Source organism: Erythrobacter oryzae (genome assembly GCF_030271515.1).
GTDB lineage: Bacteria > Pseudomonadota > Alphaproteobacteria > Sphingomonadales > Sphingomonadaceae > Erythrobacter > Erythrobacter oryzae.
The window spans coordinates 560,720-587,013 of sequence record NZ_JASCXI010000001.1 but is presented as its reverse complement, the minus strand read 5'-3'; the positions used below and the strand labels follow the sequence as shown (position 1 = coordinate 587,013).

The following is a 26,294-nucleotide window of genomic DNA, read 5'->3' as shown; positions in this document are numbered from 1 at the left end:
GCGGGGCACCTGCGGGCGGCCGGTTGGCCTTGCGGACCCTTGCGGGTCCGAGATCGCTCGCAGAGTGGCACCCCTAACATGGGTTAGCATGCTGAGCCGCAGGGCCGCCTAGCGTCGCGGCACCCTATGCTGGCCCCCCCGTCTTATCACGCGATTGCCGCGATGGCCGTCACCATCGCCATGTTCATCGCCTTCGCGCGCGGGAATTACCGCGAGGAGATCATCAGCCTCGTCACCATCGCGGTGATCGCGGTCGGGCTCTACTTCGCGCCGCTCCCCGATACCCGCCCGACCGACGGCCTCGCGCTCGCCTTCGGCGGGTTCGGCCATGCGGCGCTTATCACCATCTGCGCGCTGATGATCATGGGCCGCGGGCTGGTGGTGACCGGCGCGCTCGAACCCTTCGCGCGGATGCTCGAGCGCGTGTTCCGCTTCAGTCCGCAGACCGGGCTTCTGACCGCGCTGCTGCTCGCCTTCTTCCTCTCGATGTTCGTCAACGACACGCCCGTGATGGTGCTGCTGATCCCGATCATCGCTGCGATCGGCGCAAAGGGCCTGATGCCGTCCTCGAAGATCCTGATGCCGGTCAACACCGCGGTGCTGCTGGGCGGGATGGCGACCACCATCGGCACCTCGACCAATATCCTCGTGGTGAGTATCGCCGACGATCTCGGGATGGCGCCCATCAGCGTGTTCCAGTTCACGCCAATCGTGCTGGTCGCGGGGCTCGCCGCGATTCCTTACCTGTGGCTGGTGATGCCGCGGATGCTCCGCGACAACACCGCCGCGCCCGATCAGGCCGAGCGCGTCTTCCACACCCGGCTGCGGCTTGCCGGAGCAGGGACGATGGCCGACATCGGCACCCGTCTGCCCGAAGGTCTGACGGTCCACGAAGGCCGGTCCGGGCCGCTCGCGGCCGGACACCGTCTGGCAATCTCGGGCACCCACAATGCCCTTGCCGATGCGGCACGCACGCTCAAGGGCGCGCTGGCGCCCGAGTGGATCATCGACCGCATCCGCCGCAACTCCGCAGCGCGCGGGGAGGATGTCGTCGCGGTCGAGATGACCGTCACCGCGGATTCGCGGCTTGTCGGCCGCTCGCTCGAGGGTTCGGCCATCGCCGACCTTTACGGCGTGGCGGTGCTGGGCATCCACCACCCGGGGCGCGACAGCAATACCCCGCGCGGCGATACCGCGATCCGCGAGGGCGATGTGCTGCTGGCGATCGGCCTTGCCGAGGATCTCGCCGCCTTCGCCCGCAGCGACGCGCTGCTGCGGCTCGAGGGTGCGCGCGAGCTGCCGCGCCGCTCCAAGGCGGTGCTGGCGGGCGCGATCATGCTCGGCGCGATCGCCACCGCCTCGCTCGGCCTGCCCTGGTTCGATGCAAGCGGTGCCTATGCGCCGATCAAGCTGCCGATCGCCATTTCCGCGCTGGCGGGGGCAATCGCGATGTTCGTCACCGGCTGCGTCCAGTTCGACCGGGTCGGGCGGGCGCTGTCGGCCAAGGTGATCGTGCTGATCGCCGCGAGCCTCGCCATCGGCCGGGTGATCGACGAAAGCGGCGCGGCCGCGTGGCTGGGCGAGGCGCTTTCGCTGGGCCTTGCCTATCTTCCTCCCGCGCTGGTGCTGGCAGCGATCATGCTGTTCGTGACGCTGCTCACCAACTTCGCCTCCAACGCGACCGCGGCGACCATCGGCACCCCGATTGCCTTCAGCATCGCGCGCCAGCTCGGCCTGCCGCCCGAACCGCTGGTGCTCGCGGTGCTGTTCGGCTGCAACCTGTGCTACGCGACCCCGATCGCCTATCAGACCAACCTCCTCATCATGTCCGAGGGTGGCTATGATTTCCGCGACTATGTGCGCGCGGGCACGCCGCTGGTGGGGATCATGGTGGCGGTGCTCTCGGTGCTGCTGGTGCTGTGGTACGGGATGTGAGCGCGCGCGCAGGCGGCGCTTTCCTACAGGGGGCGGCTTGTGTCATGGTGCGGCCATGATCGCCCGCCCGCCTCTGTTTCGTGCACTCCGGGGCCTCAATGGACGGGCTGCAAGCGGGCAGGGTTTTCCGGCCGAGGACAGTGTCTCATGTGTCTCCAACACGGGGGCGCGGGACGAAGGCTCAACAAGGGGACAAGCGATGCGGATGGTGGCGATGCTGGCGGGGGCGAGCGTGCTGGCTTTGGGGGCGGTGCCGGCTGAGGCCGACGAGTTGCGCGATGCGGTGGCGGCGGACCTCCCCGCGCTGGTCGAGCTCTACAAGGACCTCCACGCCAATCCCGAACTGAGCATGCAGGAGGTCGAGACCCCGAAGAAGCTCGCCGCCCGCGCCCGCGCCTTGGGCTTCAAGGTGACCGAGGGGGTCGGCAAGACCGGCGTGGTCGCGGTGATGGAGAACGGCCCCGGCCCGGTGGTGATGCTGCGCGCCGACATGGACGGGCTGCCGGTGGTCGAGCAGACCGGGCTCCCCTTCGCCTCGAAGAGGCGCGCGGTGGCGCAGAACGGCACCGAGACCGGGGTGATGCACGCCTGCGGGCATGACACCCATATGACCGCTTGGATCGGCACGGCGCAGCTGCTGGCAGCGCGCAAGGCCGAGTGGTCGGGCACGCTGGTGATGATCCTCCAGCCCGGCGAAGAGACCGGGCAGGGCGCCAAGGCGATGCTCGACGATGGCCTGTTCACGCGCTTCCCCAAGCCCGACTATGTGCTCGCCTTCCACGATGCCGCGCAGTTTCCGGCAGGCATGATCGGCTATTCCAAGGGCTTTGCGCTGGCCAATGTCGATTCGGTCGATGTCGTGGTGCCCGGCGTCGGCGGGCACGGGGCCTATCCGCACACCACCAAGGACCCGATCGTCATCGCCTCAAGCATCGTCATGCGCTTGCAGACGCTGGTGAGCCGCGAGCAGAACCCGTCCGATCCTGCGGTGGTGACGGTGGGGAGCTTCCAGGCGGGGGCCAAGCACAACATCATCCCCGATCAGGCACGGCTCCAGCTGACGGTGCGCAGCTATTCTGACGAGACGAGGAAGCACCTGCTCGACGGCATCGCCCGCATCGCGCGCGGCGAGGCGATTGCGGCCGGCATGCCCGAGGACAAGATGCCCAAGGTCACCGTGCAGGATCCCTATACGCCCGCGACCTACAACACGCCGGAATTCACCGAACAGGTGATCGCGGGCCTCAAGCCCCGGTTCGGGGAGCGGATCATGGAAACCCCGGCGGTGATGGGCGGCGAGGACTTCAGCCGCTACTACCGCGCCGACCGCGAGAATGTCGAAAGCCTGATCTTCTGGGTCGGCGGGGTGCCCAAGGACCAGTGGGAGAAGGCGCAGAAGGGCGAGGTGGAACTCCCCTCGCTGCACTCGCCGTTCTGGGCGCCCGACGCGCCGGTGGTGATCGCGACCGCAACCGAGGCGCTTACGGCGGCGACGCTGAAGATCATGGAGAAGAAGTAGGCGCCGCGCTCGCCCCCTAAAAAAATTCGGCCGCCGGAGCGCTGCCCCTGTGGGGGCGCTCCGACGGCCGTTTCTCCTCCCCAGGAGAACTGTGGTGCCGGGCTTACTCGCCCGACGGAACGTAGGTGCCCAGGCGATGGTGCAGGGCGTTGATCTTGGCCAGCTCCTCGCGGTCTTCGGTGGCGCGGGCGTGGCTTTCGAGCGCGCGGCGCAGCAGCTTCATGTCGGCGGTCGAGAGCAGCGCGCGGGCGCGGGCGGGCTCGGTCTTGGGGGTGTCGGTATCGGTCATGTCACTCTCCGCTGGGTGATGTCACCCGGCCAGCCTTAGGCGGTTCAAGGGCATCCCGGAAGGCCGGATTCTCCGATCCTCCCGGGATTCTCTCCCACCCTTACGAAGCTTACGCAGCCTCGAACTGGTTCATGGTATTGTGGACGCCGCCGGCCTTGAGCGCGGCTTCACCGGCGAAGTACTCCTTGTGATCGTCACCGATGTCGGAGCCCGACATGTTCTGGTGCTTCACACAGGCGATGCCCTGACGGATCTCCTCGCGCTGCACGCCCTTGACGTAGCCGAGCATGCCCGCCTCGCCGAAGTATTCGCGGGCGAGATTGTCGGTCGAGAGCGCGGCGGTGTGGTAGGTCGGCAGGGTGATGAGGTGGTGGAAGATGCCCGCCCGCGCAGCGGCGTCGCGCTGGAAGGTGCGGATCTTCTCGTCGGCTTCGTCCGACAGCTCGGTGCCGTCGTAGTCGACGCTCATCAGACGGCTACGGTCATAGGCCGACACGTCCTTGCCGGCCGCTTCCCAGGCGTCGAACACCTGCTGGCGGAAGTTGAGCGTCCAGTTGAAGCTGGGCGAGTTGTTGTAGACCAGCTTGGCGTTCGGCACGACTTCGCGGATGCGGTCGACCATGCCCGCGATCTGTTCCACGTGGGGCTTCTCGGTCTCGATCCACAGCAGGTCGGCGCCGTTCTGGAGCGAGGTGATGCAGTCGAGCACCACCCGGTCCTCGCCCGTGCCGGCGCGGAACTGGTAGAGGTTCGAGGGCAGGCGCTTGGGCGCAAGCAGCTTGCCGTCACGGCTGATGAAGACCTGACCGTTGGTGATGTTGGCCGGATCGACCTCATCGGCATCGAGGAAGCTGTTGTACTGGTCACCCAGATCGCCCGGCTCCTTCGAGAAGGCGATCTGCTTGGTCAGGCCGGCGCCGAGCGAGTCGGTGCGGGCGACGATGATCCCGTCTTCCACGCCCATTTCGAGGAAGGCGTGGCGGCAGGCGCGGATCTTCTGGAGGAAGTCCTCGTGCGGCACGGTGACCTTGCCGTCCTGGTGGCCGCACTGCTTTTCGTCCGAGACCTGGTTCTCGATCTGGAGCGCGCAGGCGCCCGCCTCGATCATCTTCTTGGCGAGGAGGTAGGTCGCTTCCGCATTGCCGAAGCCGGCGTCGATGTCGGCGATGATCGGCACGACGTGGGTTTCGTAGTTGTCGATCGCGTTCTCGATGCGCTTGGCTTCGACCGCGTCACCGGCCTTGCGGGCGGCGTCTAGGGCACGGAACATCATGCCCAGCTCGCGGGCGTCGGCCTGCTTGAGGAAGGTGTAGAGCTCCTCGATCAGCGCGGGAACGCTCGTCTTCTCGTGCATCGACTGATCGGGCAGCGGGCCGAACTCGCTGCGCAGCGCGGCAATCATCCAGCCCGAGAGGTAGAGGTAGCGGCGCTTGGTCGAGCCGAAGTGCTTCTTGATCGCGATCAGCTTTTGCTGCGCGATGAAGCCGTGCCAGCAGCCGAGCGACTGGGTGTATTGCGCCGGGTCGGCGTCATAGGCGGCCATGTCGGCGCGCATGATCTTGGCGGTGTACTTGGCGATGTCGAGGCCGGTGCGGAAGCGGTTCTGGATCACCATGCGCGCGGCGCTTTCGGGATCGATTGCGGCCCAGCTCGGCCCGTTTGCGGCGACGACATCGCGCATCTGGGTGATGGTGTTCTGGTAGGTCATGTGCATCTCCTGTCCGTCCTCTGGAGAGGGCGAGGGCCTTTGAGGACTCGCGCCGCCGGGATGGGCAGCCTTTGCGCTTGTGCGGCGCAGCATGACAGGGAAAATTACAGAAAATCGTGTCGCTATGCGGACAATTGCCCGCGATCTTGTGTCAATCGGTAAATAAGTTTACAAAGGCACATGACCGACACCCTCCTCGCCGGACCCGCCCTGCGCCGCCTGCGCAAGCGCGAGGGCCTGACCCAAGCGAACATGGCGAGCCTGCTCGGCATCTCGCCCTCTTATCTCAATTTGATCGAGAGGAACCAGCGCCCGCTCTCGGCGCGCGTGCTGGTGCAGGTGATCGAGCGTTTCGACTTCGACCCGCGCTCCCTGCGCGAGGATGACGCCATCGGCGGGCTTGACGGTATGGCGCGGCGCATGGCCGACAAGCGCTTCGCCGACCTTGGGATCGACCGCGAGGAGTTGCAGGAATTCCTCGCCGCCGCCCCGCAGGTCGCCGCCGCCTTCGCGCGGCTCTACGATAGCGGGGGAGGGGGCGAGCGCGTGGTCGCCGAGGATGCCGCCACCGCTGTCCGCCGCGCGATCGAGCGCTGGCAGAACCATTTTTCCGACCTCGACCACGCCGCCGAAGACCTTGCCGACGAACTACGCCTCAGCCGCGGAGAAATCAGCGCTGCCCTGTCGGAGCGCCTGCGCGAGAAGCACCAGCTGCAAGTGCGCATCCTGCCCGCCGAGGTGATGCCGGGGCAGGTCCACCGGCTCGATCTGCATGCCCGCCAGTTGCAGCTCTCCGAAATGCTCCCCGGCGCCGCGCGCCGCTTCCAGATCGCGCGGCAGGTGGGGCAGCTCGAAATGCGCGAAGGGATCGAGACCATCGTCGCAGGCGCGAACCTCGCCAGCCCCGAGGCGCGCGATGCCTTGCGCGAGCACATCGCCGACTACCTCGCGGGCGCGCTGCTGCTGCCCTACCGCCGCTTCCTGCGCGCCTGCGAGGCGACCGGATATGACCTCGCGGTGCTGCAACGCCGCTTTGCCGTCAGCTTCGATCAGGTCGCCGAGCGCCTCACCACATTGGGCCGCGTCGGCGAGCGCGGGCTGCCGTTCTTCATGGCGGTGATCGACCGCACCGGGCGCATGACCCGCTTCACCGCCGGGGGGAGCGGGGCGCTCTATCCGCTCGAGGGCGCGCGCTGGCCCGCATGGGTGCCCTATGCCGCCTTCGAGCGGCCCGGCACCGTCCTCACCCAGGCCGCCACCTTCGGCGAGGGCGAGGGGGCGGGCTCTGGCCGTCACTGGTTCACCATCACCCGCACCGTCGATGGCGACGGGGTGATGTGCGCCGGCCGGCGCGCGGTGGTGCTGGGGATCGAGGCGCGCTTTGCCGGGGACCTTGCCCATGCGCGCGGCATCTCGCTCGACCGGCTCGACGCCGTGCCGCTCGGCAGCCCCTGCGGGCGTTGCGGGAAAGCCGAGTGCCTCAACCCAGCCCCGGCACGTCTGGCCAGCACCCTGCCGCGTCCGCGCGTCTGATCGGAAATCCTGCGTTAACCCTCGCACCCCGCAGAAATGCGCGCGCTTTACAGTGGGGTGTAAAATTTACCGACACTTAAGGTCTGGGTCGTAGAAGTCTCGGGGCATGCTCCAGAGGCCCCGTCCGCAATGATCCGCCTGTTCAAGCACTACATTCCCCACGCCGTGCTGCTGCTCGGACTGCTCGACCTTGCGCTGCTGGTGCTGGCGAGCGAGATCGCCTGGCAATGGCGCGCGGCGCAGATCGGGATGGATCTGGGTGAGCTGGGCGGGCGCAGCTGGGCGCTGATCGGCACATCGATGGTGATCTGGCTCGCGATGATCGCTGTCGGGGTCTACGGGCCCTATGCGCTGCGCTCCCTGCGCTTTGCCGGGGCGCGCGTGCTGGTGGCGATCAGCCTCGGCATCATCGCGCTCGCCGTGATCGATTTCGTCATCCGCAGCGACATGTTCTGGCGCTCGACCCTGCTCTACACGATGGGCCTCGCGATCCTGGTGCTGGTCGCCGACCGGCTGCTGCTCAACTCTTTCCTCGGCTCCTCGGCTTTCCGCCGCCGCGTCATGGTGCTCGGCGCAGGCGACCGCGCGCAGCGGCTGCGCGAGCTGGGCGAGAAGCCCGAGACCGGCTTTGCCATCGTCGCCTATATCGCCATGAGCGACCAGAACCGCGTGGTCGAGGAAGCCATCCCGCGCGCCGCGATCCACGATCTCGGCCGCTTCGTCGAGAACCTCGGCGTCTCCGAGGTGGTGCTGGCCCTTCAGGAGCGCCGCAATGCGCTGCCGCTGAAGGACCTGCTGCGGATCAAGACCAAGGGCGTCCACGTCAACGATTTCTCGAGCTTCATCGAGCGCGAAACCGGCCGGGTCGACTTGGAAACCATCAACCCCAGCTGGCTGATCTTCTCCGACGGCTTTTCGAGCAGCCGGATGTTCTCGAGCGCGGTCAAGCGCATCTTCGACATCACCGCGAGCCTGATCCTGCTGGCGCTTACGCTGCCGGTCATCATCCTCTTCGCCGGCCTCGTGAAGCTCGACAGCAAGGGCCCGGCCTTCTTTCGCCAGAAGCGCGTCGGCCTCTACGGCGAGCCTTTCACGCTGATCAAGCTGCGCTCGATGCGCACCGATGCCGAGAAGGACGGGGCCAAGTGGGCCGAGGAAAACGATCCGCGCATCACCCGCCTCGGCCGCTTCATCCGCAAGGTCCGCATCGACGAGCTGCCCCAGACCTGGAGCGTCCTCAAGGGCGAGATGAGCTTCGTCGGCCCGCGCCCGGAAGTGCCGTCCTTCGTCGAGAGCCTCGAGGAGGAGATCCCCTTCTATGGCGAGCGGCACATGGTAAAGCCCGGCATCACCGGGTGGGCGCAGATCAACTATCCCTATGGCGCCTCGGTCGAGGACAGCCGCTGCAAGCTCGAGTATGACCTCTACTACGCCAAGAATTATACGCCCTTCCTCGATTTCGTGATCCTCTTGCAGACCCTGCGCGTGATCCTGTGGCCGGAGGGCGCGCGGTGATCTGGCCCGAGGCCATGCTGCCGCTCGCGGGCCTGCTCGCGTGGATCGCGGGGGCGGTGCTGAGCGCGGGCGCCCTGCTGTGGATCTGGCGCAACGGCGAGCGTGCGCGCCCCGACCGTATCGGGTTGATGGCGGCAGCGGCGGCGAGCGCCGTGTGGTGCTCGCTCGCCGCGACGCTCGGCCCCGATCACGGCGCGGCGATCATCGCAGGCATGGCGCGCAACCTTGCGCTGATCGCGACGATCTTCAGCCTCTTTGCCGCCGACGGCCGCTCGAACAGCCTCAAGCCCGTGCGCCCGGTGATCCTCGCGCTGGTGCTGGTGCAACTGCTGCAGCTGGTGGTGCTGTGGATGGGGCTGTCGCTCGGCAGCAGTGAGGAGGTCGCCAAGGCCGCCTTCGATGCGCGCGTGCTGATCGACATGCTTGTGGCGATCGGCGCGCTGATGCTGCTCCACAACCTCTATGCGGGCGCGGCGGCGGGGATGCGCCCGGTGCTGCGCTGGACCGGCATGGCGCTGACCGGGATCTTTGCCTACGATCTGAACCTCCACACGCTCGCCTATCTGGGCGGGGCGATGCCGGCGGTGCTCAATGACGTGCGCGGGCTGGTCGCGGGCGGGATGGCGGTGATCTTCGCGCTCGGCATGAACGCGGCCGGGCCGCGGGTGCAGTTCAGCCCCTCGCGCGCGGTCACCTTCCGCACCCTCTCGCTGCTGCTGATCGGCGGGTATCTGGCGGGCATGGTGCTGATCGCCAAGTCGCTCGCGCTGCTCGGCGGGGATGTCGCGCGGGCGAGCCAGGCGGTGTTCGTGGTCGCCGCGCTGGTCGCCGCCGGCCTTGCGCTGCCCTCGCCGCGGCTGCGCGGATGGCTGCGCGTCACTGCCACCAAGCACCTCTTCCAGCACCGCTACGACTACCGCCAGGAATGGCTGCGCTTCACCCGCACCATAGGCCGCGGCGGGACCGGCGGCGCGAGCCTCGAGGAGCGCGTGGTCAAAGCGCTCGCCGACATCACCGAAAGCCCCGCAGGCCTGCTGCTGATGCCCAACGAACAGGCCCAGCTCGAGCTTACCGCGCGCTGGAACTGGCCGACCATCGCCGTCCCTGCCGTCGCGGGCGAGTTCGGCCTCTCGGCCCTTCTGGAACAGCACAACATGGTGCTCGCCTTGGACGAGGCGCGCGGCGGGATCGACCACCACGGCGAGGGCGCGCAGGTGCCCGAATGGCTGATGGAGGCCGAGGACGCCTGGGCGCTGGTGCCGCTGATCCACTTCGACCGCCTCGTCGGCGTGATCGTCCTCGCCCGCCCGCGCAACCCGCGCCAGCTCGACTGGGAGGACTTCGACCTCCTGCGCGTCGCAGGCCAGCAGCTGGCGAGCTACCTTGCCGAACAGGCCGGCCAGCAGGCGCTGATGGACGCGACCCGCTTCGACGAATTCAACCGCCGCATGGCCTTCGTCATGCACGACATCAAGAACCTCGTCAGCCAGCTCTCGCTGCTGGCGGCGAATGCCGAGAAGCACGCCGACAATCCCGCCTTCCGCGCCGACATGCTGGTGACCTTGCGCAACTCCGCCGACAAGCTCTCCGCGCTGCTAGCCCGCCTCGGGCGCTACGGGGCAGGGCAGGCCTCGGCGAGCGGCGAGATCGAGCTGGTGGCGCTCGCCAAGGGGATCGCGGCGCGCTTTGCCGGGGTCCATCCCGTGCACCTCACCCGCGAGGAGTCGGTGCGCGTGATGGGCAACCGCGAGGCGCTGGAGCAGGCGCTGATCCACCTTGTCCAGAACGCGATCGACGCGAGCGAGAACGGCGCGCCGGTCTTCCTTGACGTCAGCGCCGAGGGGCTTTCGGGCCACATCGAGGTGGTCGATTCGGGCCACGGCATGAGCCCCGAATTCGTTCGCACCGGCCTGTTCAAACCCTTCGTCTCGTCCAAGTCCGGCGGCTTCGGCATCGGCGCCTTCGAGGCGCGCGAGCTCGTCAAGGCGATGGGCGGGCGGGTCTCGGTCGAAAGCCGCGAGGGACTGGGCACGCGCTTCGCGGTCGCCCTCCCGCTCGCCGAGGCGGTGCGCTTGCTGGAAGCTGGCGGAGAAGCTGCAATCAAGGAGGCCATGTGATGGCAGACAAGAAGCCCGTGCTGCTGGTGATCGAAGACGATCCGGGCCTGCAGGCGCAGCTCAAGTGGGCCTATGACGATTTCGAGGTGGTGATCGCGGGCGACCGCGACAGCGCGATTACTGCGCTGCGCCACGAGATGCCGGGCGTGGTGACGCTCGATCTCGGCCTGCCGCCCGATCCCGACGGGACGACCGAGGGCTTCGCGGTGCTCGATGCGATCATGGCGCTGAAGCCCGACACCAAGGTGATCGTCGCCAGCGGCCACGGCGCGCGCGAGAGCGCTCTGGCGGCCATCGCGCGCGGGGCCTACGATTTCTACCAGAAGCCGATCGACATCGACGCCCTCGGCCTGATCGTGCGCCGCGCCTTCAATCTGCGCACCATCGAGGAGGAGAACCGCCGCCTCGTCGCGTCGGCCAGCGCCGACAAGACCGTGCTCGGCCGGATGATCACCGGCGCGCCCGAAATGGTGAAAGTCGCGCGCACCATCGAGCGCGTGGCGCGCACCTCGGTCTCGGTGATGCTGCTCGGCGCGAGCGGGACGGGCAAGGAACTGCTGGCGAAAGGCCTCCACGATGCGAGCGACCGCGCGGGCGGGCCTTTCGTTGCCATCAACTGTGCCGCGATCCCCGAGAACCTCCTCGAAAGCGAGCTCTTCGGCCACGAGAAGGGCGCCTTCACCGGCGCGGTCAAGACCACCGAGGGCAAGATCGAAAGCGCCGATGGGGGCACGCTGTTCCTCGACGAGGTTGGCGACATCCCGCTGCCGCTCCAGGTCAAGCTGCTGCGCTTCCTGCAGGAGCGCACCATCGAGCGCGTCGGCGGGCGCAAGGCGATTTCCGTCAACACCCGGATCGTGTGCGCCACGCACCAGAATCTCGAAGGCATGATCGCCGAAGGGTCGTTCCGTGAAGACCTGTTCTACCGCCTCGCCGAAATCGTCGTGCGCATCCCCGGCCTTGCCGAAAGGCACGGCGATCCGGTGCTGCTGGCGAAGGCCTTCCTCAAGCGCTTTGCCGCCGAGATGAACCCCGCCGTCACCGGCTTTGCCCCCGACGCGCTCGCCGCGATCGACGCGCATGACTGGCCGGGCAATGTCCGCGAGCTCGAGAACCGCGTGAAGCGCGCGGTGATCATGGCCGATGGCAAGCTGGTCAATGCCGAGGACCTCGACCTTGCCGACCGCGAGGACGAGGATGCGCAGCTGCTCAACCTCAAGGCCGCGCGCGAGGCGACGGACCGCCGCGTGATCCGCCATGCGCTGTCGCGGAGCGAGGGCAATATCTCGAGCACCGCCAAGCTGCTCGGGATCAGCCGCCCGACGCTTTACGACCTCCTCAAGCAGTATGACCTTCAGGTCTAGCACCTTTGCCGCGCTTGCGGCGGTGCTGGCGCTGGCGTCCTGTTCGCAGGCGCCTCCGCATCGCCCGCATCGCGGGATCGGGGAGGGCAGCCCGGCCTTCCTCCAGCTTCTGGGCGATGCCGACAAGGCGATGGCCGACGGCAAGCTCGCCGATGCCGGGCGGCTGCTCGACGAAGCGCGCGGGCTCGCGCCCGAGAGCCCCGACCTGTGGCTTGCCATCGCCCGGCTGCGGCTGCGCGGCGGGGAGCATCTGACCGCTCTGGAGGCCGCCGACCGCGCGCTCGCCTTCGGCCCCGCCCACGCCCCCGCGCTGCGGCTGCGGGCGCTGATGGTGCGTGACGCGCACGGGGCGGCGGATTCGCTTCCGTGGTTCGAGGCCGCATTGAAGGCCGATCCCGAGGACCCCGATACCCTCGCCGACTATGCCGCAACCCTTGGCGATGCAGGCGAAGCGCGCGCGAGCCTCAAGGCGGCGCGCGCGCTCGCCGAGGTGGCGTCTGAGGATACCCGCGCGCTCTATCTGCAAGCCGTCATCGCCGCGAGGGGGCGGCAGTTTACCATCGCCCGCAGCCTGCTCGGCAAGAGCGGCATGGCGGCGCGCGGGGTTCCGGCGGCGCTGCTGCTCGATGCGGCGATCAGCCTCGAGGAAGGCAATGCAGACAGCGCAGCGGCGACCCTCGAAGGACTTGTGGCGCGTCAGCCCGCCAATGCCCGTGCGCGCGAGCTGCTGGCGCGGGCGATGTTTGATGGTGGGCGCGATGCCGATCTGGTGCGGCGTTTCGGCCCCGAGGCGAGCCTGCCCGAGGCCTCGCCCTATCTTCTCATGCTGGTCGCCCGCGCGCATGAGCGCCTCGGCGACCGAGTCGCGGCGGCCCCGCTGTTGGCGCGCGCCTATGCGCCCGTCCGCACGAGCCCCGTGCTGCTGGGCCTTCGCGACGACCTGCCGCCGCCGACCAATGCCATCCGCAAGCTGTTGTGGAGCGGCAATCCCGCAGGCGCGCGGGCCGAGGCGACAGCGCTGCGCACGCGCTTCCCCGCCTCGGCGGACGCTGCCGCGCTGGCGGGAGACGCACTGCTGGGCGCGGGCGATCCGCGCGCGGCGCTCACCGTCTATGCGCTCGCCTCCGAAGCCCGGCGGCCCTGGCCGCTCACGCGCAAGGCCGTGTGGACCTTCGCGCGCCACGGCAATCCTGCGGCGGCCGAGATGCTGCTCGCGCGGCAGGTGGCGGGGGAGACCGAGAATGCGAGCGCACTCACGGCGCTGGCCGATCGCGAGGCGGCGCGCGGTGACTGGCGGCGCACGGTTCTGCTGCTCGACCATGCGCTGGCGCTGGGTGCTGGCCATGATCCCGCGCTGCTTGCCCTGCGCGAGCGCGCGGCGCGCAAATCGGGCGATGATGGCGCTGGGGAGCGCTTCGCCGCCTTGCTCGCCGAATTGCGCCCGCGCCGCCTGACGGCGAAATAGCGCGCTCGACAAGGACGCGCGGGGAGGGCAGGGACGCCCGCACCAATGCGCCGCGTCCTGCAAATCTTCCCCTTCCTGCGTGACCCGATGATCGCCGTGCTGGTGATCGCGACCGCGCTCGCGCTGGTGCTGCCGGCGGCGGGCGAGGCGCGCAGCGCCGCCACGACGGTCTCGAATGTCGGCATCTTCGTGCTGTTCCTCGTCAACGGGATGCGCATCCGCCGCAGCGAGATCGCGCGGGGCATTGCCAACTGGCGCTATTTCGGGCCGCTGATGCTGTTCGTGTTCGGCGCGATGGCGCTGCTCGGCCTCGGCTTCGGATGGCTGGCGGGCAGCGTGCTGCCGCCGCTGGTGGCGCTGGGCTTCGTGTTCCTCGGCTGCCTGCCCTCGACCGTGCAATCGGCGACCTCCTACACCAGCCTTGCCGAGGGCAATGTCGCGCTCGCGGTGGTCGGCGCGGCGCTGATCAACATTGCGGGCGTAGCGGTGAGCGCGCCGCTCTTTGCTCTGGTGGGCGGGGTGGGAGCGGCGGACGTGGGGCTGGAGGCGATCGGCCGCATTTTCCTGATCCTCGTCCTGCCCTTCGCGATCGGGCAGGCGGTGCAGGACCGCTTCATCGACCATCTGATCGCGCACAAATCTACTGCCGCCTGGCTCGACCGTTCGGTGATCGGGATCGCGGTCTTTGTCGCCTTCTCGGGTGCGGTGGAGCAGGGGCTGGCGACGATGTTCTCGCCCACCGACTGGGCCGCGCTGGTGGTGCTGGTGCTGGCGATGCTGGGGCTGGCGCTGGGCGCGGCGTGGGGCACGGGCGGCCTGATGGGCCTGCCGCGCGGCGACCGGATCGCCTTCCTCTTCGCCGGATCGCAAAAGAGCGTCGCGGTCGGCGCGCCGCTCGCCGCGATCCTGTTCCCGCCCGCGAGCGCCGGTTTCGTGATCGCGCCGTTGCTCCTCTATCACCTTGCGCAACTGGTGCTGGCGGCACCGTTGGCGATGCGGCTTGCGAAGAACGCCTAGGCCTTGGGCTGATAGGTCTGGTCTGCCGTCGGGAAGCTGCGGGCGCGCACTTCCTCGGCATATTTCGCCACGGTGCGATCGATCACGCCCGCGATGTCCTCGTAGCGCTTCACGAAGCGCGGCACCCGCTCGAACATGCCGAGCATGTCCTCGGTCACGAGCACCTGCCCGTCGCACTGCGCCGTGGCGCCGATGCCGATGGTGGGGCAGGAGACGGCCTTGGTGGCGGCAATGGCGATAGGTTCGACCACGCCCTCGATCACCATGGCGAAGGCCCCGGCCTCGTCCAGCGCCTTGGCGTCGCTGACGATCTTCTCGGCCTCGGCATCCGAGCGGCCCCGCGCGCCATAGCCGCCGAGCACGTTGACGGCCTGCGGGGTGAGGCCCACGTGCCCCATCACCGGAATGCCGCGCTGGCTGAGGAAGGCGACCGTGGGCGCCATCGCCGCTCCGCCTTCAAGCTTCACCGCCGCCGCGCCCGTGGCTTTGAGCAGATAGGCCGCGCTCTCGAAGGCCTGCTCGGGCGAGGCCTCATACGATCCGAACGGCATGTCGACGACCACCACCGAATGGTACGACCCGCGCACCACAGCCGCACCGTGGTTGGCCATCATCTCGAGCGTCACCGGCACGGTCGAGGGCAGGCCGTAGATCACCTGGCCGAGGGAATCGCCCACCAGCAGCAGGTCGCAATGCGCATCCAGCAGCTGCGCCTGCCGCGCGGTGTAGGCGGTGAGCATCACCAGCGGTTCGCCCGTCACCCCGTCGGTCTTGCGCGCCCGGATCGCGGGCACGGTAAGTCGCCGCATCGGGGCGGGCGTGGGGTTGGCGCGGCTCGTGCTCGTGTCGAGCTGGAAGGTCGTGGACATGGCCGCGGGGTCTAGCGCCTGCGCGCCCCGGGGGAAAGCCCATGCATTGGCGCTTGTCTTGTGTGCCTGTTGCGCTAGCGTTGCGGCCTGACGATCGCGCGGGGGGGATCCCTCGCGATCAGTGGGAGACCTAATCCTGATGTGTCTTGATCCGGTAGAGCCGCGCGCCGCGCTGGCGTGCAGGGGGAACTGCTAATGGCCACCAAACCCAACCGCTCCTTTATCGAGCGGATGTTCGCAAGAAAATCGATCGCCCAGGTCCAGCGCGAAACCGCGGCGAGCGAGCTCAAGCGCTCGCTCGGCAAGTGGAACCTGCTGCTGCTGGGCGTGGGCTGTATCATCGGGGCGGGCATCTTTGTGCGCACCGGCAGCGCCGCGGCGCTGCACGCGGGGCCGGCGGTGCTGCTGAGCTTCGTCGTCGCGGGTATCGTCTGCGCCTTTGCAGGCCTGTGCTATGCCGAATTGTCCTCGACCCTGCCGGTCTCGGGCTCGGCCTACACCTATGGCTACACCACATTGGGCGAGTTCGTCGCCTGGACGATGGGCGTGCTGCTGCTTCTCGAATACGGGATCGCCGCGGCGGTGGTCGCGGTGGGCTGGGCGGGCTATGTCGTCAGCCTGCTCGCCGACTTCGGGATCACCATACCGCCAGCGCTGACCGGCCCGACCGGGCATCTGCTGGTGCGCGACGGGGTGCCGGTGCTGGTCGATGGCCAGCAGGTGGTGACGATCTTCAACCTCCCCGCCTTCCTCATCTGCATCGCGCTCTCGCTGCTGCTGGTGCTGGGCGTGTCGGAATCGGCCAAGGTCAACAACATCATCGTCGCGATCAAGGTGAGCGTTCTGACCGCCTTCATCGTGGTCGGCGGGCTGATCGTGCTGTCGAACCTGCCCGATCTGGTCGCGACCAACTGGACCCCTTTCATCCCCGAGAACGAGGGTGACGGCAAGTTCGGGGTCGACGGGATCATGCGTGCGGCCTCGATCGTGTTCTTCGCCTATATCGGCTTCGAGGCAGTCTCGACCGCCGGGCAGGAAGCCAAGGATCCGGCCAAGGACATGCCCTTCGGGATCATCGGCAGCCTCGTTGTCTGCACCGTGATCTACATGCTGGTCGCCGCGATCATGACGCTGCTGGTGCCCTACAACACCCTCAACGTCCCCGATCCGGTGGCGGTGGTTGTCGACGCCTTCGGGCCCCAGTGGGGCTGGCTCGCCAAGACCATCAAGGTCGGCGCGATCATCGGCCTCACCTCGGTGGTGCTGGTGCTGATGTACGGCCAGACCCGCATCTTCTACACCATGGCGCGCGACGGCCTGCTGCCGCACGTCTTTGCGAAGGTGCACCCCAAGTACCAGACGCCGTGGATCAACACGCTGCTGGTGGGTCTGATCACGGCCTGCGCGGCCGGGTTCATCGACATCAACACCCTGGGCGATGCGACCTCGGTCGGCACGCTGGCGGCCTTTGCCATCGTCTGCCTCTCGGTGATCTACCTGCGCCGCGCCGCGCCGGAGCTGCCGCGCGGGTTCAAGGTGCCGTTCTACCCGGTGCTGCCGCTGCTCGGCATCGCGTCCTGCGGCTACCTCATCACCACCGTGCCGGGCAACGTGCTGCTGCTGTTCCTCGGCTATCTGGCGGTGGGGCTGGTGATCTACTTCCTCTACGGCATCCATTTCTCGAACCTCCAGACGGGCAAGGACATGGATGAGGGGCCGGACATGGGCGAGTTCCCGGGGCCGGTGGTCGACTGACCCTCCGCCTTGCGGATGCGCTTCGAGGGGCGCGGGGAGCATGTCGCTTCCCGCGCCCTTTGCATTTGCCAGCGGGTCAATGTTGGAACATAATGCGAACATATGAGTCGTTCCAGCATGTCCTCCAAGCCTTCGCCCGCCCGCGTCCTGCCCCGCACCGCGCCCGATCCGCGCTGGCGGCCGGGTTCGCCCGTGCAGCCGTTCCACTCGGAAATCTTCGCCCCTGCGGGTGAGGCGAGCGGGGCGGGGCTGGCGCTCGCCCTGGCGCGGGACGCCATGACGTCACTTGCTGCGGGGGAGGGCGAGGACACGCGCCAGGTCCTGTGGGTGCAGGACCGCGCGGCGATCAGGAAGGGCGGGCGGCCGTGCCTTGCGGGGCTCCCGCAGGACTTGCGGCACCGCCTGATCCACGTCGCCGCCGCCACGCCCGAGGATGCGCTCTTCGCGCTAGAGGAGGGCTTGAAGTGCCGCGACCTTGCCTGCGTGATCGGGGAGATCGCGGGGAACCCCAAGGCGCTGTCCTTCACCGCCTCGCGCCGGTTGAGCCTTACCGCCGAGAAGCATGGCGTGCGGCTGTGGCTGGTGCGCCTCGACGCCGCACCCGACCTGTCCTCGGCGCGGATGCGCTGGCAGGCGCGCGCCGCCCCGTCCGCGCCCGCTCGCTGGGACGCGGCCGCGCCCGGTCCTGCCACCTGGCAGGCAGAACTGTTCCGCGCGCGCACCCACGCGCCCGGCCAATGGAGCCTCAGCGATGACGCCGGAACCCTGCGCCTCGCCCGCGAGCCCGACCTCGACACGCTTGCCGCGCCGGATCCTGTCCATCTGGCTCGCCCGACTGTCGGTCGATCGCTGGCGGCGCGCATCCACGCCTGAAGCCGATAGCGCCCCCACCGCGCTGATCCTCGAAACCGCGCACGGGCCGCGCATCACCGCCGCCAACGACGCCGGGCTCGCGGCAGGCGCGCGCGCAGGAATGCTGCTCGCCGACGCGCGTGCGCTGTGCCCCGATCTCGTCGCGGTCCCCGGCGATCCGGCGGGCGATCTCGCGGAGTTGGAAAAACTCGCCCTGTGGGCGCAGCGCTGGGGGCCGTGGAGCGCGCTCGACCCGCCCGATGGTCTGCTGGTCGACGTCACAGGCGCCGCGCATCTCTTCGGGGGCGAGGAGCGGCTGCTGAAGGACGTCGCCGCCGCCTTCGCCGCGCGCGGGCTGACGGCACGCGCCGCGCTCGCGCCCACGGCCGGCGCGGCCTGGGCGCTGGCGCATTACGCCCGCCCTGGAGCGATCCTCGCGTCCGGGGACGACCTACTGCGCCTGCTCGCTGACGTCCCCGTCGCGGCGCTGCGGCTCGACGACGACGTGCTCACCGCGCTGCGCCGCCTCGGGATCAAGCGCCTCGGCGAGCTGGCCGGGGTGAGCGGGGCGGGGGAGGAGGACCTCGCGCGCGAGGCCGCCGCGCGCGATGCGCTGCGCCGCCGCTTCCGCAACCGCCATTCGCCCGCCGCCAATCCGCTGCTGCGCCTCGACCAGCTGCTCGGCAAGGTGCCCGAGCCGCTGCTGCCGGTCATCGCCCGCCCCATGCCGCTGGTCCAGCGCCGCTTGATGGAGCCGATACGCCACCGCACCCCGCTCGACACCGTGCTCGCCGATCTCGCCGCCGAAATGGTCCGCGCGCTCGAGGCGCGGGGGGAGGGCGCGCGGCGGCTCGAACTGGCGCTGTGGCGGGTCGATGGCGAGGTGCTCCAGCGCCGCATCGAACTCGCCGCCGCGACCCGCGAGGCCGGCCACATCACCCGGCTGTTCGCCGCGCGGCTCGACGATGTCGATGCCGGGTTCGGGATCGAGATGGTGCAGCTGCGCGCCAGCTGGAGCGAGCCGCTCGCCCTTGCCCAGGCCGATCTCGATGCGGCGGCCGAGGACCACGGCACCTCGCTTGCCGCCTGCATCGACCGGCTGAGCGTGCGGCTCGGGCCCCGCGCCGTCACCCGCCCGGTCGCGCGCGCCAGCCACATCCCCGAACGCGCGCAGAGCTGGCAGCCGCCGCTCGCGCCCGTTCCCCCCAGCCAGCACCCGCTCGCCTTCCACAGCCGCCCCTTGAAGCTGCTCGACCGCCCGGAGCCGATCGCGGTGCTCCATGCCGCGCCCGATGGCGTGCCCCAGCGTTTCCGCTGGCGCGGCGAGGTGCGCGAGGTGGCGCGCGCGCAGGGCCCCGAGCGGATCGCACCCGAATGGTGGCGCGAGCGCTCGACCGCGCGGCTGCGCGACTATTACCGGATCGAGGACGAGGCCGGGCGGCGCTACTGGATCTACCGCGCAGGGCTGGCGGGCGACGGGCGCGGGGGCGTGCCCGAGTGGTTCCTGCAAGGCCTATGTGCCTGAGCCAGAGACGTTAATTCCGATTTACCGGCCCGCTTAGCATTCCTTTACCGCCTTGTGCGACTATGCTCGCATGAGCCTTGATTCGATCCCTCGTTCTTCCGAGCGCAAGCCGATGAGCCTCACGGTGAAAAGCCGTGTGCGCTCGCGGGTGGTGTTTGTCGACCTTGTCGATCTGTCCGAAGGCGGGTGCAAGATCCGCGCGAAACCCGGCTTTGCCGAGGTGGGCGATCGGGTGACCATGAAGGTCAACGGCATCAACGCGCCGCTCGGGGTCGTCGCCTGGGTCGAAGGGGGAATGGCCGGGGTCGCCTTCGAGGGTGCGATGCATCCCGCGGTGATCGACTTCCTGTGCGAAGGCGGCGCCCTGCGCGGCGGGCCGCAATTGCGCCGCATCTACTGATCGCAGGCAGCGACCGCTTGCAAGCTTTGCATTTGGCAGGCGCGCCATAGGAACATATAAGGAACACACGAAAGGTGTTCCCGCGTTCCCATGGCCCAGCAATCCCTACGCCAACGTCTCGAAATCCTCGCCGATGCGGCGAAATATGATGCCTCCTGCGCGTCCTCCGGCACGGCGAAGAAGAATTCGCTCGGCGGGAAAGGCGTGGGCTCGACCGAGGGGATGGGCATCTGCCACGCCTATGCGCCTGACGGGCGCTGCATCTCGCTGCTCAAGATCCTGCTGACCAATCACTGCATCTTCGATTGCCACTACTGCATCAACCGCAAGAGCGCGAACACCCCGCGCGCACGCTTCACCCCGCAGGAGGTGGTCGACCTCACGCTCAACTTCTACCGCCGCAACTATATCGAGGGGCTGTTCCTGTCCTCGGGGATCGTGAAGAGCGCCAACCACACGATGGAGCAGCTGGTCGAGGTCGCGCGGATATTGCGCGAGGAGCACGATTTTCGCGGCTATATCCACCTCAAGACCATCCCCGAGGCCGATGCCGAGATCATCCACGCCGCGGGCCTCTATGCCGACCGGGTCTCGATCAATGTCGAGCTGCCGACCACCGCCGGCCTCACCCGCCTTGCCCCCGACAAGAATGCGGGCCAGATCGAGGGCGCGATGGGCCGCACCAAGGCGCGCATCATCGAGGCCAAGGACGAGCGCAAGCGCTTCCGCCACGCCCCCCGCTTTGCGCCCGCAGGCCAGTCGACCCAGATGATCGTCGGCGCGGACGGGGCCAATGACGCGGCGATCATCGGCAAGGCGAGCCGGCTTTATGGCACCTTCGGGCTGCGGCGCGTCTATTACAGCGCCTTCTCGCCAATCCCCGATGCCTCTGCCGTGTTGCCGCTGAAGCGCCCGCCCTTGCTGCGCGAACACCGGCTCTACCAGTCCGACTGGCTGATGCGCTTCTACGGCTTTGCCCCGCAGGAGGTGGCGGACGCGGCCGAGGCGGATGGCAATCTGCCGCTCGATATCGACCCCAAGCTGGCCTGGGCGCTGAAGTTCCGCGAGAGCTTCCCGGTCGACGTCAACCGCGCGCCCAGGGAGCTGCTGCTGCGGGTGCCGGGGCTGGGCACCAAGGCGGTCGCGCGCATCCTCACCGTGCGGCGGCACCGGACGCTGCGATTGGAGGATGTCGCGCGGCTCACGGCTTCGGTGGCCAAGGTGCGGCCCTTCATCTGCACGGTGGACTGGCGGCCGACTTTCCTCACGGATCGTGCCGATCTGAGGGGGCTGCTGGTGCGCAAGTCCGAGCAGCTGGAGCTGTTCTGATGGTGCGGGCGCTCTCATCTCCCCTCCCGCTCGCGGGAGGGGCAGCGAGACTTGCGAGCTTGCTCGCTAGTCGCAGCGGGGTGGGCCTTCCGGCCCAGCGCTTCGCGCACCCACCCCCAATCCCTCCCGTGAACGGGAGGGGAGCAAAATGACAGCGATGCAGCACGTCAGCCTCGGCGCGCACTACGCCATCCACCTGCCCGCGCCCGACAATTTCGCCTTCTGGCGCGAGCGGGCGCGGGGGTTGGTGCAGTGTGATGTGCCGCCCGACCGCGTCTCGTGGATCGAGCCGGGCGGCACGGGCGACCTGTTCGCCAGCGAAGGCCCTGCGCGCGGCGAGAAGCGCCTACCCCCGCTACCCGCCGATCCGCGTGCCGTGCGCGCCAGCCAGCGCTTCATCACCATCGCCCGCAGCGCCGCGCTGCACTCCGATCCGGCGCGTTTCGGGCTGCTCTACCGCCTGCTCTGGCGGCTCCAGAGCAATCCGCGTCTGATGGAGGACAAGGCCGATCCCGAGGTGCGCCGCCTTGAGGAACTCGCCAAGTCGGTGCAGCGCGATGCCCACAAGATGCACGCCTTCGTCCGTTTCCGCGAGGTGGAAGAGGAGGACGGCACCCCGCATTTCGTCGCCTGGTTCGAACCCGATCACCACATCGTGCGCGCCGAAGCGGCCTTCTTCATGCGCCGCTTCGCCAACATGCGCTGGTCGATCCTTACCCCGCGCGGGAGCATCCACTGGGATGGCGAAACCATGCGCGAAGGCCCGCCCGCGCGCCGCGAGGATGCGCCGCAGGGCGATCCGGTCGAGGCGCTGTGGCGCTCCTACTATGCCTCGATCTTCAACCCCGCGCGGCTGAAGGTGGGGGCGATGCTCTCGGAGATGCCCAAGAAATACTGGAAGAACCTGCCCGAAGCCGAGCTGATCCCGCAGCTGATCGCCGGGGCTCAGGCGCGCGAGGCGGCGATGGTGACAGCGGGCGCACGGGCGGAACGGGCGCGGCCCGTCAGCCTCGCCGAGGTTGCGCAAGGGGCGGCGGCTTGCCGCGATTGCCCGATTGCCGACTGCGGCACCCGCGCCGTGGCGGGGGAGGGGCCGCCGCAAGCCCCACTGATGATCGTCGGCGAACAGCCCGGCGATCAGGAGGACCTCGCCGGACGGCCCTTCGTCGGCCCCGCCGGGCAATTGCTGGACGAGCATCTGCAAGCCGCCGGGATCGACCGCGCGGGCGCCTATGTCACCAACGCGGTCAAGCACTTCAAGTTCGCGTGGAAGGGCAAGCACCGCCTCCACCAGTCGCCGGGCGCGAAGGAGATCGACACCTGCCGCTGGTGGCTCGAGGCGGAGCGCGCCATCGTCCAGCCTCGCCTCGTGCTGGCGCTGGGGGCGAGCGCGGCGCGCGGGTTGCTCGGCAAGACGGTCAGCGTCACCCGCGAGCGGGGGCGGGCGATCCGGCTCGATGACGGGGCGGAGCTGTGGGTGACGGTCCACCCCTCCTACCTGCTGCGCCTCGACGGGCCCGCGCGCGACGAACAGGCGGCGCTGTTCGCGGCCGATCTGGCGCGCTTGCGTGAGCGGCTCGGCGAAATGGCGGGCTGACATGCCCGAGGGCCCGCTCACCCCCGACAAACGCACGCTTCAGCTCGATCCCGAGGGCATCGCGGCCCCGCCGCGCGCGGACTTCGTCGAGCTGGGGCTGGCGAGCTGCTTCAGCTTCCTGCGCGGGGCGTCCGATGCGGTCGATCTGGTGCTCGCCGCGCACGCGCTGGGCTACGACGCGCTCGGGATCGCCGACGTCAATTCGATGGCGGGCGTGGTGCGCATCCACACCGAGGCCAAGACGCTGAAACTCAGGCCCGTGATCGGCTGCCGGATCGAGACGGTCGAGGGCCTCGCCTTCCTCGCCTACCCCGAGGACCGCGCTGCCTATGGCCGCTTGTGCCGGTTGATCAGCGCCGGACGGATGCAGACGCTCGCCGGGGAGTGGCAGGACAAGGGCGTGTGCGAGATCGACCTCGCGCTGCTCGCCGCCCATTCGGAAGGCGTGCAGCTAATCCTGTTGCCGCCGGATGATCTGGAGGCCGAACTCACCATCGCGGTGCCGAGCAATGTGATTCCCCTCCCGCTTGCGGGAGGGGTTAGGGGTGGGAGCGAGCGTAGCGAGCTTGGTGACGGGCCCACCCGTTTCGGCCCTATGGACTTCACCTCCCCATTCCCCGACCTCCTCCCCCACCTCGTCCGCCAGCTCCCCACCCTCAGGCACCTCGTCGCGAGCTACCTCTACCGCGGCGACGACATTGCCCGGATCGAGCGATTGGACAGCCTCGCCCGCGCGAATGGCCTCGGCCTGCTGGCGACCAATGACGTCCACTACCACGCCCCCGAGCGCCGCGCGTTGCAGGACGTGATGACCGCGATCCGCCACAAGACCACCGTGGCGAAGGCCGGGCACCTGCTCCACCCCAACGCCGAGCGGCACCTCAAGAGCCCCGCACAGATGCAGCGCCTCTTCGCCCGCTGGCCCCACGCGATTGCCGCCGCGCGCGAGGTGGCGGACCGCTGCCGGTTCAGCTTGGACGAACTGCGCTACGAATACCCCGAGGAAATCTACCCCGACGGCCAGACCCCGCAGTCCTTTCTGGAAAGCGAGGTCTGGGCAGGGGCAGGGCGGCGCTACCCCTCGGGCGTGCCCGATAGCGTGCGCCAGACGCTCGAACGCGAGCTTGCCCTCATCGCCAAGCTCGATCTCGCGTGCTACTTCCTCACCATCAAGGACATCGTCGATTTCGCGCGGGGGTGCGATCCGCCGATATTGTGTCAGGGGCGGGGGAGCGCGGCCAATTCGGCGGTGTGCTACGTCCTCGGCATCACCTCGGTCGACCCCGCCAAGCACCAGCTCCTCTTCGACCGCTTCATCTCCGAGGAGCGCAAGGAGCCGCCCGATATCGACGTCGATTTCGAGCACGAGCGGCGCGAGGAGGTGATCCAGTATATCTACCGCAAATATGGCCGCCACCGCGCGGGGCTGTGCGCGACGGTGATCCACTACCGCCCGCGCATGGCGATCCGCGAGGTGGGCAAGGCGATGGGCCTCTCGGAGGACGTCACCAGCGCCTTGGCGCGCACCGTATGGGGCGGGTGGGGGCGCGAGATCTCCGAAAAACACGCGGCCGAAACCGGGCTCGACGTGACCGACCCGCACTTGCGGCGCGTGCTGAAACTCACCGAGCAGATGATCGGCATGCCGCGCCATCTCGGCCAGCATGTCGGCGGCTTCATCCTCACCGAAGGCGCGCTGACCGAGACCGTGCCGATCGGCAACGGCGCCATGCCGGAACGCTCCTTCATCGAGTGGGACAAGGACGACATCGACGCATTGGGCATCCTCAAGGTCGACGTGCTCGCGCTGGGGATGCTGACCTGCATCCGCAAATGCCTCGATCTGCTCGGGGCACATCATGACCGCCCGCTCACGCTCGCCACGGTCCCGCGCGAGGACCCCGAGACCTACGCCATGCTGCGCCGGGGCGACTCGCTCGGCGTGTTTCAGGTCGAAAGCCGGGCGCAGATGAACATGCTGCCGCGCCTGCGCCCGCGCGAGTTCTACGATCTCGTCATCCAGGTCGCGATCGTCCGCCCCGGGCCGATCCAGGGCGACATGGTGCACCCCTACCTCAAGCGCCGCCGCGGGGCGGAGCCGGTCCGCATTCCTGCCCCCGCGCCCGAACACGGGCCCCCCGACGAGCTCACCAGCATCCTCGGGCGCACATTGGGCGTGCCGATCTTTCAGGAACAGGCGATGAAGATCGCGCTCGACGCGGCGAAGTTCAACAGCCTCGAGGCCAACCGGCTCAGGAAGGCGATGGCGACCTTCCGCAGCCGCGGGATGGTGGACGAGCTGCAGGACATGATGGTCGAACGCATGGTCGCGCGCGGCTATGACCGCGACTTTGCGCAGCGCTGCTTCAACCAGATCAGGGGCTTCGGCGAATATGGCTTCCCCGAAAGCCACGCGGCGAGTTTCGCGCAGCTGGTCTATGTCTCGAGCTGGCTCAAGTGCCACTACCCCGCCGCCTTCGCCGCGGCGCTGCTCAATTCGCAGCCGATGGGTTTCTATGCGCCCGCCCAGATCGTGCGCGATGCGCGCGAGCACGGGGTGGCGGTGCTGCCGGTGGATGTGAATCACTCCGCGTGGGATTGCACGCTGGAGGGGGAGGGCGAGCCCTTCGCCCTGCGCCTCGGCCTGCGCCAGATCGACGGCCTGCTCGAACACGTCGCCGCCGCGCTCGTCTCGGCGCGCGAGGCGGGGGGGGCTTTCCGCGACATTGCCGATGTGCGCGCGCGCGGTGGGTTGTCGCCTGCCCATATCGAGCGGCTCGCCAGCGCGGATGCCTTCACCTCATTGGGCCTTACCCGCAGGCAAGCGCTGTGGGACGCCCGCAGCCTCATCCCCGCGCCCGATCTCCCGCTGTTCCGCGCTGCCGGGGTGCGCGAGGAGGGGGGCGAGCGCGCCGCGATCCGTCTGCCCGCCATGCCGCTGTCCGAGGAGGTGGTCGCCGATTACCAGACCACCCGCCTCAGCCTCAAGGCGCACCCCATGGCCTTCCTGCGCGCCGATCTCGCCGCGCGGGGCTTTGTGCGCGCGGCCGATCTGCGCTCGCGCAAATTCCGCTCGATGGTGCAGGTCGCCGGCGTGGTGCTGATCCGCCAGCGGCCCGGCAGCGCCAAGGGGGTGACCTTCATCACGCTCGAGGACGAGACGGGGGTGATCAATCTCGTCGTCTGGCCCGATTTGAAGGAGAAGCAGCGCAAGGTGGTGATGGGCGCGCGGCTGATGGAGGTGCGCGGGCGGGTGGAGTATGATGACGAGGTGATCCATGTGATTGCCGCGCACATGACTGATGCGACTGTGCGGCTCCATGCCCTGTCCGACGACCTGCTCGACGCTCCGCTCGCCCGTGCGGACGAGGTCAACAAGCCGATGCCCGAGCGCGGACCGCGCCCGCGCGACATGATCGACGAGCTGGCGCCGCTCCCGAATGTGACCGGGCACCCGCGCGACCATAGAATCCTGCCCAAGTCGCGGGATTTCCACTAGGATCGC

General features: G+C 68.8%; 18 protein-coding genes. 15 read left to right on the top strand and 3 right to left on the bottom strand.

Annotated features, from left to right (window positions below; all coding sequences use genetic code 11):
- Positions 1-126 precede the first annotated feature (126 nt).
- Together PFX90_RS02905 and PFX90_RS02900 are read left to right on the top strand one after the other, a co-directional pair.
- Positions 127-1,935, top strand: a complete 1,809-nt coding sequence (locus tag PFX90_RS02905; RefSeq protein ID WP_285710367.1) for an SLC13 family permease — start codon at positions 127-129, stop codon at positions 1,933-1,935.
- A 199-nt stretch (positions 1,936-2,134) separates the two neighbouring features.
- Positions 2,135-3,454 carry an amidohydrolase gene (locus PFX90_RS02900; protein WP_285710363.1) on the top strand — a complete coding sequence of 440 codons (1,320 nt, stop codon included), beginning with the start codon at positions 2,135-2,137 and terminating at the stop codon, positions 3,452-3,454.
- A 103-nt stretch (positions 3,455-3,557) separates the two neighbouring features.
- Here the strand turns inward: PFX90_RS02900 and PFX90_RS02895 are convergent, their stop codons facing one another.
- Complete coding sequence (locus PFX90_RS02895; RefSeq protein ID WP_285710361.1) at positions 3,558-3,743, bottom strand: hypothetical protein; 186 nt, start codon at positions 3,741-3,743, stop codon at positions 3,558-3,560.
- Positions 3,744-3,852: 109 nt separating this feature from the next.
- Positions 3,853-5,451, bottom strand: a complete 1,599-nt coding sequence (locus tag PFX90_RS02890) for an isocitrate lyase (protein WP_285710358.1) — start codon at positions 5,449-5,451, stop codon at positions 3,853-3,855.
- A 180-nt stretch (positions 5,452-5,631) separates the two neighbouring features.
- On the opposite strand from PFX90_RS02890, the gene PFX90_RS02885 reads away from it, so the two are divergent.
- From PFX90_RS02885 to PFX90_RS02860, 6 genes are all read left to right on the top strand, one after another.
- Positions 5,632-6,984 carry a helix-turn-helix domain-containing protein gene (locus tag PFX90_RS02885; RefSeq protein ID WP_285710356.1) on the top strand — a complete coding sequence of 451 codons (1,353 nt, stop codon included), beginning with the start codon at positions 5,632-5,634 and terminating at the stop codon, positions 6,982-6,984.
- 129 nt (positions 6,985-7,113) lie between these two features.
- Positions 7,114-8,499: a TIGR03013 family XrtA/PEP-CTERM system glycosyltransferase gene (locus PFX90_RS02880; RefSeq protein ID WP_285710354.1), complete on the top strand. Its 1,386-nt coding sequence runs from the start codon at positions 7,114-7,116 to the stop codon at positions 8,497-8,499.
- Complete coding sequence (gene prsK, locus PFX90_RS02875) at positions 8,496-10,616, top strand: XrtA/PEP-CTERM system histidine kinase PrsK (protein ID WP_336426480.1); 2,121 nt, start codon at positions 8,496-8,498, stop codon at positions 10,614-10,616. The genes PFX90_RS02880 and prsK overlap by 4 nt, the downstream gene beginning before the upstream one ends.
- Positions 10,616-11,980 (top strand): PEP-CTERM-box response regulator transcription factor, encoded by a 1,365-nt coding sequence (gene prsR, locus PFX90_RS02870; protein ID WP_285710352.1) that lies wholly within the window; start codon positions 10,616-10,618, stop codon positions 11,978-11,980. The genes prsK and prsR overlap by 1 nt, the downstream gene beginning before the upstream one ends.
- Positions 11,964-13,445, top strand: a complete 1,482-nt coding sequence (locus PFX90_RS02865) for a tetratricopeptide repeat protein (RefSeq protein ID WP_285710350.1) — start codon at positions 11,964-11,966, stop codon at positions 13,443-13,445. The genes prsR and PFX90_RS02865 overlap by 17 nt, the downstream gene beginning before the upstream one ends.
- Positions 13,446-13,490: 45 nt before the next feature.
- Positions 13,491-14,462, top strand: a complete 972-nt coding sequence (locus PFX90_RS02860) for a bile acid:sodium symporter family protein (protein ID WP_285710348.1) — start codon at positions 13,491-13,493, stop codon at positions 14,460-14,462.
- On the opposite strand, the gene panB is transcribed toward PFX90_RS02860, so the two are convergent.
- Positions 14,459-15,331: a 3-methyl-2-oxobutanoate hydroxymethyltransferase gene (panB, locus tag PFX90_RS02855; RefSeq protein ID WP_285710345.1), complete on the bottom strand. Its 873-nt coding sequence runs from the start codon at positions 15,329-15,331 to the stop codon at positions 14,459-14,461. The two genes, PFX90_RS02860 and panB, sit on opposite strands and share 4 nt — an antisense overlap.
- Before the next feature lie 195 nt (positions 15,332-15,526).
- Here panB and PFX90_RS02850 point away from each other — a divergent pair, with 195 nt between their 5' ends.
- The 7 genes from PFX90_RS02850 to PFX90_RS02820 all read left to right on the top strand — a co-directional run bounded on the left by PFX90_RS02850 (position 15,527) and on the right by PFX90_RS02820 (position 26,288).
- A complete protein-coding gene (locus PFX90_RS02850) occupies positions 15,527-17,086 on the top strand; it encodes an amino acid permease (protein ID WP_285710342.1) in 1,560 nt (519 codons plus the stop codon).
- A 102-nt stretch (positions 17,087-17,188) separates the two neighbouring features.
- Entirely contained in the window at positions 17,189-17,959 is a 771-nt protein-coding gene (locus PFX90_RS02845; RefSeq protein WP_285710338.1) for a recA-like protein, read from the top strand.
- Positions 17,901-19,463 (top strand): DUF6504 family protein, encoded by a 1,563-nt coding sequence (locus PFX90_RS02840; protein ID WP_285711231.1) that lies wholly within the window; start codon positions 17,901-17,903, stop codon positions 19,461-19,463. Before PFX90_RS02845 ends, PFX90_RS02840 begins: the two co-directional genes overlap by 59 nt.
- A 70-nt stretch (positions 19,464-19,533) precedes the next feature.
- Positions 19,534-19,863, top strand: coding sequence for a PilZ domain-containing protein (locus PFX90_RS02835; RefSeq protein WP_285710336.1), 330 nt, complete (start codon positions 19,534-19,536; stop codon positions 19,861-19,863).
- A 90-nt stretch (positions 19,864-19,953) separates the two neighbouring features.
- Positions 19,954-21,192 carry a putative DNA modification/repair radical SAM protein gene (locus PFX90_RS02830; RefSeq protein WP_285710332.1) on the top strand — a complete coding sequence of 413 codons (1,239 nt, stop codon included), beginning with the start codon at positions 19,954-19,956 and terminating at the stop codon, positions 21,190-21,192.
- Positions 21,193-21,340: 148 nt separating this feature from the next.
- Positions 21,341-22,789 (top strand): UdgX family uracil-DNA binding protein, encoded by a 1,449-nt coding sequence (locus PFX90_RS02825; protein WP_285710329.1) that lies wholly within the window; start codon positions 21,341-21,343, stop codon positions 22,787-22,789.
- A 1-nt stretch (position 22,790) separates the two neighbouring features.
- On the top strand, positions 22,791-26,288 hold the full coding sequence (locus tag PFX90_RS02820; protein WP_285710326.1) for an error-prone DNA polymerase: 3,498 nt from the start codon (positions 22,791-22,793) through the stop codon (positions 26,286-26,288).
- Positions 26,289-26,294: the final 6 nt, after the last annotated feature.

What these genes read in the sequence shown, in the direction of transcription:
- PFX90_RS02905 (WP_285710367.1), top strand. Translation starts at nt 127, where the DNA reads ATGCTGGCCCCCCCGTCTTATCACGCGATTGCCGCGATGGCCGTCACC.
- PFX90_RS02900 (WP_285710363.1), top strand. Translation starts at nt 2,135, where the DNA reads ATGCGGATGGTGGCGATGCTGGCGGGGGCGAGCGTGCTGGCTTTGGGG.
- PFX90_RS02895 (WP_285710361.1), bottom strand. Translation starts at nt 3,743, where the DNA reads ATGACCGATACCGACACCCCCAAGACCGAGCCCGCCCGCGCCCGCGCG.
- PFX90_RS02890 (WP_285710358.1), bottom strand. Translation starts at nt 5,451, where the DNA reads ATGACCTACCAGAACACCATCACCCAGATGCGCGATGTCGTCGCCGCA.
- PFX90_RS02885 (WP_285710356.1), top strand. Translation starts at nt 5,632, where the DNA reads ATGACCGACACCCTCCTCGCCGGACCCGCCCTGCGCCGCCTGCGCAAG.
- PFX90_RS02880 (WP_285710354.1), top strand. Translation starts at nt 7,114, where the DNA reads ATGATCCGCCTGTTCAAGCACTACATTCCCCACGCCGTGCTGCTGCTC.
- prsR (WP_285710352.1), top strand. Translation starts at nt 10,616, where the DNA reads ATGGCAGACAAGAAGCCCGTGCTGCTGGTGATCGAAGACGATCCGGGC.
- PFX90_RS02865 (WP_285710350.1), top strand. Translation starts at nt 11,964, where the DNA reads ATGACCTTCAGGTCTAGCACCTTTGCCGCGCTTGCGGCGGTGCTGGCG.
- PFX90_RS02860 (WP_285710348.1), top strand. Translation starts at nt 13,491, where the DNA reads ATGCGCCGCGTCCTGCAAATCTTCCCCTTCCTGCGTGACCCGATGATC.
- panB (WP_285710345.1), bottom strand. Translation starts at nt 15,331, where the DNA reads ATGTCCACGACCTTCCAGCTCGACACGAGCACGAGCCGCGCCAACCCC.
- PFX90_RS02850 (WP_285710342.1), top strand. Translation starts at nt 15,527, where the DNA reads ATGGCCACCAAACCCAACCGCTCCTTTATCGAGCGGATGTTCGCAAGA.
- PFX90_RS02845 (WP_285710338.1), top strand. Translation starts at nt 17,189, where the DNA reads ATGAGTCGTTCCAGCATGTCCTCCAAGCCTTCGCCCGCCCGCGTCCTG.
- PFX90_RS02835 (WP_285710336.1), top strand. Translation starts at nt 19,534, where the DNA reads ATGAGCCTTGATTCGATCCCTCGTTCTTCCGAGCGCAAGCCGATGAGC.
- PFX90_RS02830 (WP_285710332.1), top strand. Translation starts at nt 19,954, where the DNA reads ATGGCCCAGCAATCCCTACGCCAACGTCTCGAAATCCTCGCCGATGCG.
- PFX90_RS02825 (WP_285710329.1), top strand. Translation starts at nt 21,341, where the DNA reads ATGACAGCGATGCAGCACGTCAGCCTCGGCGCGCACTACGCCATCCAC.
- PFX90_RS02820 (WP_285710326.1), top strand. Translation starts at nt 22,791, where the DNA reads ATGCCCGAGGGCCCGCTCACCCCCGACAAACGCACGCTTCAGCTCGAT.